General features: G+C 48.4%; 1 protein-coding gene. It reads right to left on the bottom strand.

Annotated elements, in window-relative coordinates:
* Positions 1-354: recombinase family protein (locus RX395_RS09930; RefSeq protein ID WP_316367322.1), on the bottom strand; the 354-nt coding region annotated here is incomplete at its 3' end.
* Positions 355-514: the final 160 nt, after the last annotated feature.

Genomic DNA, 514 nt, shown 5'->3' on the forward strand with positions numbered 1-514 from the left:
GCCATCCCCGATAGAGGACAGCCCTTCGCTTTCAAATCGCACCGGGACAGGTGGAGTCAAGGCGTTCAGAGTACGCAAATTGTTCAAAATATCAACCGTATTTCTACCAAAGCGATTTATGCCCTTTGTCAAAATTAGGTCAATCTTGCCTGCTTTTGCGTCATCAATCATGTCCTTAAATCCCTGCCGCTTGTTCGTGGAAGTGCCGCTTACGCCGTAATCTTGATAGATTTTTACTAACTCCCAATCGGGATTGCTCTCAATTTTGGATTTGAAATAGACAATTTGCATCTCAAAACTGCCTACTTGCTGTTCTTCCTGTGTGCTGACACGGACATAAGCTGCAACACGCATTTTTCGGGGAGTCTGCCCTTGCGCTTGTACGGCTGGGGGTGGCGGTATTATAATTACACCGCCGCTTTCCCGATTCTTGCGGATTCCGTCATGTATGCGCTCCTTGCGTTCCTCCCGATTATCGGCGCGAGTCTTTTTTCGGCGGGACTGCGCTATCTCT

This window comes from Collinsella aerofaciens, assembly GCF_032584215.1.
GTDB lineage: Bacteria > Actinomycetota > Coriobacteriia > Coriobacteriales > Coriobacteriaceae > Collinsella.